Below are 1,016 nucleotides of genomic sequence, written 5' to 3'. Positions count from 1 at the left end.
GAACCGACCGGACCCCGTACCCGGGCGGTCGACACGCGCCGTACCCAGGCGGTCGGGACATGCCGGACCGGGGTGGACGAGACGCGCCGTACCCAGGCGGTCGACACGCGCCGGACCGGGGTGGACGAGACGCGCCGTACCGAGGCAGTCGATACGCGCCGGACAGGCGAGCAGAGGACAGCATCATGGCACTGACGAAGCATCAGATGGCGGCCCGGGCGGCCCGGGAGCTGGCCGACGGACAGTACGTCAATCTCGGCATCGGGCTGCCGACCCTGATTCCCAGTCATCTCCCCGCGGGCGTCGAGGTGATGCTGCACAGCGAGAACGGCATTCTCGGCGTCGGGCCCTACCCCCTCGCGGAGGATGTCGACCCGGATCTGATCAACGCGGGCAAGGAGACGGTCACCACGCTCCCCGGCGCGTCGTTCTTCGACTCCTCCCTCAGCTTCGGGATGATCCGCGGCGGCCACCTCGATGTGGCCGTCCTGGGCGGAATGCAGGTCTCGGCGGCGGGGGACCTGGCCAACTGGGTCGTCCCCGGAAAGATGGTCAAGGGCATGGGCGGCGCCATGGACCTGGTGCACGGCGCCCGGCGGGTGATCGTGCTGATGGAACACCTCGCCAAGGACGGTTCGTACAAGATCGTCGATGAGTGCACCCTGCCGCTCACCGGCAGCCGGGTCGTCCAGCGGGTCATCACGGATCTGGCCGTCCTCGACATCACCGGTCAGGGTGTGGTGCTGCGGGAGCTGGCCCCGGGCGTCACCGCCGATGCCGTACGGAGCGCGACACAGCCGCCCCTGCTGGTGCCCGAGCCGCCCGCCGTCATGGCGGTCTGACGTGGGAATGCCGGCCTGACCCCAACCGTTACATTCATGCGCATACAATAAAGATACCAGTGGGAACTGTCCGGAGCGGCAGAAGGTCAGTGGCAAGCGAGGGGAGCGCCCCGGCCGGGGCGCGACGGTCCGCCGATGGGCCGCGCGCTCCGCCCGTGGCGGCTCCCCGCTCCC

General features: G+C 69.9%; 1 protein-coding gene. It reads left to right on the top strand.

Annotation, left to right across the window (positions count from 1 at the left end; translation table 11 throughout):
• The first annotated feature begins 185 nt into the window (after window positions 1-185).
• Window positions 186-842, top strand: coding sequence for a 3-oxoacid CoA-transferase subunit B (locus tag ACWF94_RS41000; RefSeq protein ID WP_453500467.1), 657 nt, complete (start codon window positions 186-188; stop codon window positions 840-842).
• Window positions 843-1,016: the final 174 nt, after the last annotated feature.

The sequence above is a fragment of the Streptomyces sp. NPDC055078 genome (genome assembly GCF_053607985.1).
Note: the sequence above shows the minus strand (reverse complement) of the source record. Positions and strands in the feature narration are given on the sequence as shown.